Source organism: Mesotoga sp. UBA5847 (assembly GCF_002432735.1).
Lineage (GTDB): Bacteria > Thermotogota > Thermotogae > Petrotogales > Kosmotogaceae > Mesotoga.
Window position 1 is genome coordinate 185,312 of record NZ_DJGL01000069.1, and the last position, 7,330, is coordinate 192,641.

Annotated in this window: 4 protein-coding genes; 1 reads left to right on the top strand and 3 read right to left on the bottom strand. The window is 43.8% G+C overall.

Features of this window, described 5'->3' with window-relative positions:
- The 3 genes from B3K91_RS08005 to B3K91_RS08015 form a co-directional block, all read right to left on the bottom strand.
- Positions 1–1,557 (bottom strand): hypothetical protein (locus B3K91_RS08005; protein ID WP_292594548.1); only part of this gene is annotated, 1,557 nt, incomplete at its 3' end.
- A gap of 178 nt (positions 1,558–1,735) precedes the next feature.
- On the bottom strand, positions 1,736–2,590 hold the full coding sequence (locus B3K91_RS08010) for a hypothetical protein (protein ID WP_292594552.1): 855 nt from the start codon (positions 2,588–2,590) through the stop codon (positions 1,736–1,738).
- 531 nt (positions 2,591–3,121) lie between these two features.
- Positions 3,122–4,612, bottom strand: coding sequence for a right-handed parallel beta-helix repeat-containing protein (locus B3K91_RS08015; RefSeq protein WP_292594554.1), 1,491 nt, complete (start codon positions 4,610–4,612; stop codon positions 3,122–3,124).
- Positions 4,613–4,863: 251 nt separating this feature from the next.
- Between B3K91_RS08015 and B3K91_RS08020 the strand changes: the two genes are divergently transcribed.
- The coding region (locus B3K91_RS08020) for an InlB B-repeat-containing protein (protein WP_292594557.1) at positions 4,864–7,330 on the top strand (2,467 nt) is incomplete at its 3' end.

Consider the following 7,330-nt stretch of genomic DNA (forward strand, 5'->3'; position numbering starts at 1 on the left):
TATCTCTACAGCTATGTTCGTGAGAGGTACGTTACCCGTGTTCGTAACTGTGGCAAGGCCGGTCAGTGTCGATACGTTCGTTTCCTTAACTGTCCTGGTCGCCAGAAGGGTGTATGTGAAGGTGCCGTCTTCCCCTTCTTCCAGCTCTATACTCTCGGGTGTCGCGCTCTTCTCTATAACCCAGCTGTATGCCTTCTCCTGATCCCATTCCATATCGTGTTCGTTCGCTATCTTTAGATCTGGATTATCTATGAAAGGCTGCGGAACGGTTATTATCACCCGTGCATCGTCTGAGTGCTCGGTCTTGCTGTCATATTCGGTCAGTGTTGCCGTGTTATCGAGTATGTAGAAATCCTGTTGTGGATCTTCTATCTTTTCGTTAGTAAGGAGAACCTCATAGACTAGCGAGAAGGTCTGAACTCCATCTCCTGGTTGCTCCAAAACCCAGCTCCCCGTTGTCGGTGGTACATATGCTGCACTAAACCCACCGGGTATTACGCTTTCTATGTCCTTCAACTGATCAGCTATCGTTGCGGTGGCGTCCGTGGACTCTGCAAGTCCACTCAATGTAAAGGTCCCAACCAGAGTGAAGGGGAAGATATCGTCCGCTGTAACCGAAGCCAGAATTCTATACTCATAAACGCCTTCCTTTGGATCAAAGCCGAAATCATACTTATATGAGCTGGATTCTCCCGGGTTCAAAGTGGGAGTTGCCGAAGTATCAAGATTTATCGCGGTGAATCCTTCCAGATCTGTATATTCATCTCCATGAAGATACTGAAGCATTACGCTGATCTCAATGCTTGAAGCTGGCAATTCGCCGGTGCTGTTGAGGTTAACTGCCCCGAAAAGCGAAAAAGATCCATCTACTGGAGTTCTAGTCGCATCGATAGTATAGGTTATAGTCGCCGATTCTCCGAGTTTCAACTCCACAGATTCGGGATCGACACTCTTCTCGATTTCCCAGTCATAGGTAAACCCTCTGACCAGAGGATCATCTATATCGCCCTCGAGCTTTGGTTTCTTATCTATCACTGGAGTATCGTCGTGATATACGAATGAATTGATACAAACACCATATTTAACTCTGGTTCTCGTGCCAACTTTTCGAAACTCGCTGTAAGTACCGAAATATACTTTTTGACCATCTGATAGCTTTCCAAGAGGAAGAGACAGTGTGTATTCTTTAAGAGGAGTAATATGAACTTCTCCAGAGAACAATGAAGGGTCTGTCTTGCCATCTTTGTTTTTAGGCATTCCAGTTAGTGTTGTTGAGGTTGCTGCACGGCTTTCAAGAAGAAGCCAACCATCAAAAGCTTCAAATCTCAAGAACAAAGTCGAATCATCCTCAATCCAGGCATGCACAGTTGCTAATAACTCACCTTTTACTACTATTTTGTAAGAAGACTTAAGCCCGCTTACCGAAACAAGTTCGAACTGTATTTCGTTTTCTGAAAACTCTTCAATTAACAACTCTTCCTGTTCCTGAGGTCTGATACAACCTGCCAGAACTAAGAGTATAAGAATCGCTACTACAATAATTAAGCTTCTTTTCATAACACCACCTCCACCTCAATGGGTGCAAATAACCTTATCCAGTCGATTGATATGCAACTATGTGCCAGGCCACCCCGAAATATCCCAAGAAGAAATAAAAAGTGCCGAAGTAATCATTATAAGAAGAACAATGGAATTTCAGTATTTATAATACCATAAATCAAACACAAACGTATGCTCAGAAATCACCTTCAAATATACAAACCAGTCGAATGCTATCACTGTTTATCGAGTGAATATCAGCTGTGACTCTTGTTCTACCTTTTATAGGTATCTCATCACTTATATTCAGCGAAGTCCCCGGTGCAATATTCAGTTCGTCTTCAAAGGAAACCAATTTCACTTTCTCAAACTCAAGCCAGGTTCCCTCTTCTTCGATCTCAAAGAGAAGCTCTACAGTAACAAGTGAAGCTACAGTGTTGCCTTCATTTACAAGAAGCAGATCACAATAGACAAAACCATTCCGGTGTTCGACATGGAGCTCGCCGGTAATTATTGCATTCAAATCAATCTGACCTGAGTCTCTGAATATGGTACCGAGATACACAGTCGGAATAGTTGATACCTCAATACCGTCAGCATTTCTCATTTCCAGATAAATTGCGGCGAAGAAACTCGTTGTAAAATCACCGAGAAAATCTAGAGCAACCTCATAAGAAGCGGAATCAACAACATTCTCGAAAGACACATTTGTAGAAAAAAATGCTACATCTAGCTTGCCGCTATCGTCAAGCTTAAACTCACCAAGCGCTTCTTCAGTATCGAAAGCTATTCTACTGAACATCCATCCATCAAGACCCTCAAAATTGAGGCAAAGTGAATCGTTTTTAATCCAAAAAGAGAAGACTCCCACCTTCGTTCCTTCAACCACTATCTCTGCTCTTCTCACTCCAAATGCGTCAAGCGGTAGAATCTGGGGTTCCAGAGAGAGCACGTTTCCCGCAGGTTCGCCGCTTAATTGCGGTGAAAAAAGGCAACTGCTTGTCGCTAAGACCAATATTGCTATTGCAAAACCTATTCCAATTTTCGACATTCTTCTCTCCCCACTTCCCAGTTCAATAACGAATAACCTTTAAACTTATTCTACTCCAAATAAACCCAAACTCATACGACTGATACAGAGAAAACAGTAAACTATAGATTGCATATAACTTGCTTTTGTTTAACCATGGCTATCTATCTCTGGATTTGCGAAGTGATACGGCTTACTGCAGGATGGTGGTATAGATACTGTTAGCATTGGAAAATCGAAATCCTATCTATGTTAAAATAGCGGAAAAGACCTATATGGTTATGACTGCCAAAAGCAGTCATAAAAAATCGTTATATTTAATCGATTGATACATTCGTTTGCTGTAATCCAATTGTTTTTATTGCACTGTCGTTTGCAATGACGGGCTTTTCGTGAGGAAGAGTGCTCCGTGGGCAAACTAACGATTCGGTATCCAAAAGCACAGAACAGGTCTCTTTTCAATCTCCTTCTTTGTAGGAATGCTTAGAAATATAGAAAAACCGGCCCAAAATCCGGCCGGTTCTGAGTGTTTATTATAGTGTTCCGCTTGTTTTAGTGCTTCTTGGATATCTGATCGTCCAGTGTATAGAAGTCTTCGGGCCAACTGAAGTCTCTGGGACAGATGGCGTTCACATCGTCAAAAACGTTTCCGGACCCCAGAACAGTCCCGTTGAAGACAGTACCGCCACAGCCGCAATCGGTACAGCTCCTGAGATAAAGATCGAAACCATGACGAATATTGTCCAAGAATCGGTTGTTTTCGAACTCTACGGTAGAGGTGCTTCTCAGAAGTATCCCATTGTCCATGTTTCTCATAATTAGATTGTCTCGAATTAGTCCGTTAGCCGTTCCTGTTATTGAAATACCTATCGTATTCTGATCGAAGGTTGAATTCAAAACTTTGAAGGTGATCTCATTTGAAAGATATAGGCCAGTGCCGTTTCGTACAAAAACCGAGTCGGCAACTTCAACTTTTCCAGTACCATAAGCGTAAAGCCCTGTCAAACGCTCACCGAGTTTCTCAGGATTGTACTCGCTTTCTAGAGCGGAGAAAGTACAATTGGTAACAGTTATATAAGTACCAGAAGAACCGCTAAAAGACACTCCGAATCTACCACCTTTGATAATGCAGTCATTGATTTCACCGGATGACCTCGAAAACTGGATTGCCGGTCCCAGAGTTTTCAATGTCAGTCCAGAGATCTTGACACCATTACCATTACGAACGTAAATAATAGCCGACGACTCATTACTCGCGCTAATAACAACTTCGTCTCTAGAAGATCCTACAATATGTATGCTTTTTGAAATACTTATATTCTCAGTATAATTGCCAGGAAGGACAAATACCGTATCACCGGTCTTTGCAGCGCTAACTGCTTGCTGTATGGTTTCGTAATCTCCTCCTAGTCCGGCATACAGTGTATTCCCAGAATCCACTACAGATGGTAAAGGAACGACGATTGAAAAATTCGCAAGTGCTGTTGCGCCTTTTGTATCAATAACTTGTACAGAAAACTTGTTCTCTCCATAATCGAGATCTTTTCCGATAACGTTGAGCTTATAACCTTCTACAGTTCCTTTTCCCGAACTTAGGATGAATGAAAGTGAATCACCATCTGGATCGCTTGCAATCTTTTTCAGGTCCAGAGTGAGTTCGCCTTCGCGTGATAATTCAAGATTATCAATTGAGATTATCGGACTACGGTTCTTGTCTTCTATGATAAGATTAAAAGCCGCCTCCGTTTCCTTGCCTTTGTCAGTCTTTGCAATTATAATTACCTTGCTTGTACCTGCATCTTCGAATGAAGCTGAATACAGGTAATTGTTTCCCTCTATTTTTCCTTTTCCCTCTTTCAGCTCGAAAGAAAGTTTTTCGTTAGTTGAGGCCTCGGCAAAATCCGTTAACAAAAGCCGTAGAACGGAGCCTTCTTCAATTCTTTGATCGGGAATCTTGAATTTTGGTGGTTTGGGTGAACTGCATGCACTAATGAACAACACTAAAAAGACAACGAATATAGGAAACGCATGCTTATTGCGCATTAAAATACCTCCAATCATGAATGAGAGATCGAACAATTATAACACGCAGTGTTGACTTGAAAGGCTCTATTTCAACTGGAAACAACTCTCGCTATCATGTGTTTTATGAAAGTATCTTAGTACATTCGTTTTTGTTAGAAGGGTATTGGAGCGGTCTCTTCTAAAATCATGAAAGACTTTGATATAATGAATTATCAACTATTTTAATCGGTTCAATCTTTGGACTAAATACCTACTGGGGGCTTAATTATATGCGAAATGGAAGAGGAGACTCAACACTTCGGATTCTGTTTAATGGAGTACTGGCAATAGTCATACTAACGCTTTTCTTGCCTGCATGTTTCAAACTTGGCGGAGAACCCTCGATTGATGCCAAATTCACTCTGACCCGCGAGATTTCGCTCATGGGAATCAGCGAATTTGCTTTCAGTGTCGATGTAAAGGGAGTAAAGGATGCGGCGGCTGTCGAGTTCGACAACGGTATGCCTTCCGTAACGCTTAGCGGAGGCAAGGCCGAATCAAGATTCTTCGCGAACACTGGGACAGGCGAAGTGACACTCTCAGTTAGAGACTCTAGGGGTGTGGAGCTTCTAAAGAAGACAGTTGCACTTGAAGAAACAAAGTCAACATTCGACATGGCAGCAGTGGAAGACAGGACGGGTATCTATGTACTCATAGACGACCTTATCTTCTACTCTCTCGAATGCCTCGAGAACATGACATTCGCAGAGAAGGTCGAGCTGCTAGTTGGAGTGCTCTCCGTAAATGATTCTTATGTGATCATAGATACACCGCCGTTCGGGGCATGGATCTGGGACTTTGAAACATATCCCGCAAATCCTAAGTACGACCTTACACAGGACACGCTGAACACACTCGGACTTCCGAACTACGCGCTTGCTATCTGTGAAGCTAGTCTCTTCAACGTACTTAATGGTAGGTTCCTTTACGAGCTCGTAGTTTCAATTGAAGGAAATGGTTCGGTAGTTGTTGCTCCTGAAGAGACTATATATGAAGAAGGAACGGAAGTCTCCCTTAGGGCGGAACCGGCTGAGGGCTGGTTGTTTGAACAGTGGACCGGCGGTGCCACCGGATCGGACACAGAGATCGTAATCACTATGGATAGCGATAAGTCAATTACGGTCAGTTTCAAGCTCGAGAGATATACGGTTACTTTCTTTGTAAGCGATTTCGAAGGAGCAGTAGAGGGAGCACTAGTTAGTTTTGCCGGAGAGGAAAGAGAGACTGATGCTCAAGGGAAGGTGGAATTCTACGAAATAATTCCAGGAAACAAGGATTACACGATAACCAAGTTGGGATACGAAGAACTAGCAGGAAACGTGATCGTAGATTCCGACAAAACCGTTGACATATTATTGGCTGAGAAAACCTATGAGTTGACGACTCTGGTTTCCGGAGATGGCTCGATCTCGAGGTCGATTGAAAAGGAAAGGTACAGCCATGGGGAGATTATCGAGTTGACGGCTATACCGGCCAGTGGATGGAACTTCAATGGTTGGACCGGAGATCTGGAAGGCTCTCTGAATCCAACGCAAATAACTATGGACAACGACAAGACTGTAACTGCACACTTTTTGGAACACGGGTATTCTGTTGAGGTATATGCCAGTCCAGAAGATGGAGGTGCTGTCTCCGGTGGTGGTGCCTATGGCTACGGTGAAGAGGCCGTGCTTATCGCTGAGTCAAGTGAATGCTATATGTTCTCCGGCTGGTACGAAAATGGCCAGCTTGTCAGTGAAGACCGGGAATACAGATTCACAGTCATTAATGATAGATTGATTGAGGCCAGATTCGTGGCATCTGTATTGTCTAAGGATTTTAAGTTCATTCTGGAGAGCGCATTTTTCGGTTGTAAGTATGAAGTTAGGCTTGAGCTAGACCCGGCGATCACAAAAGTGAGATTCATATATCCGGATATCGATCCCGCGATACAGACCCCGATTCCTGAAGAGGCAATTCCTGACGGAAATGGAGTTGTGGATCTTTCGTCCTTCTGGACTAACAGAGATGAACAGGCCGTGATTATCGTCTGTTATGTAGGGGATGAGATTGTCTCGCAATGCGAAGCGGTTCTTTCGAAGGAAAACCTCGCCGAATTTGAGATTGTATTCAGCGTCAGCAATGACTCTGTTCCGCTTCACGGAGCAAATGTGAGTTTCAATGGAGAATCTCAACAGACCGATTCGCAGGGTCTGGCCGTCTTTTCGGAAGTTCCGGTCGGGAACAGGGCATACACGGTAAGCAAGACCGGATACGAGAACTCTACCGGGAGTGTTAATGTAGATTCAGACAAGAGCGTGAATATCTCTCTACCAAAAAAGACTTACACGCTTTCGACTAACACGGTCGGGCAGGGTTCGGTCTCGAGAAATCCTGACAAATCGACTTACACTCACGGCGAGATAGTTCAGCTGACGGCAATTCCATCAACGGGCTGGAACTTCACCGGCTGGAGCGAAGACCTTAGTGGTAGTGTAAATCCGGCAAACATAACAATGGATTCAAATAAGACAGTAACGGCGACCTTCACAATAAAGAAGTACACGATTGCCGCATCGGCCAATCCTCCTGCCGGTGGAAGCGTGAGCGGCGGAGGAAACTACACTCACGGAGATACTGTAAACCTTGTGGCCACTCCAAGCGAAGGCTATGAATTCATAAACTGGACAGAGAATGGGGTGCAGGTGAGCGCGAATG

Coding starts and splice junctions, on each gene's coding strand:
- B3K91_RS08015 (WP_292594554.1), bottom strand. CDS start 4,612: ATGCGCAATAAGCATGCGTTTCCTATATTCGTTGTCTTTTTAGTGTTG.
- B3K91_RS08010 (WP_292594552.1), bottom strand. CDS start 2,590: ATGTCGAAAATTGGAATAGGTTTTGCAATAGCAATATTGGTCTTAGCG.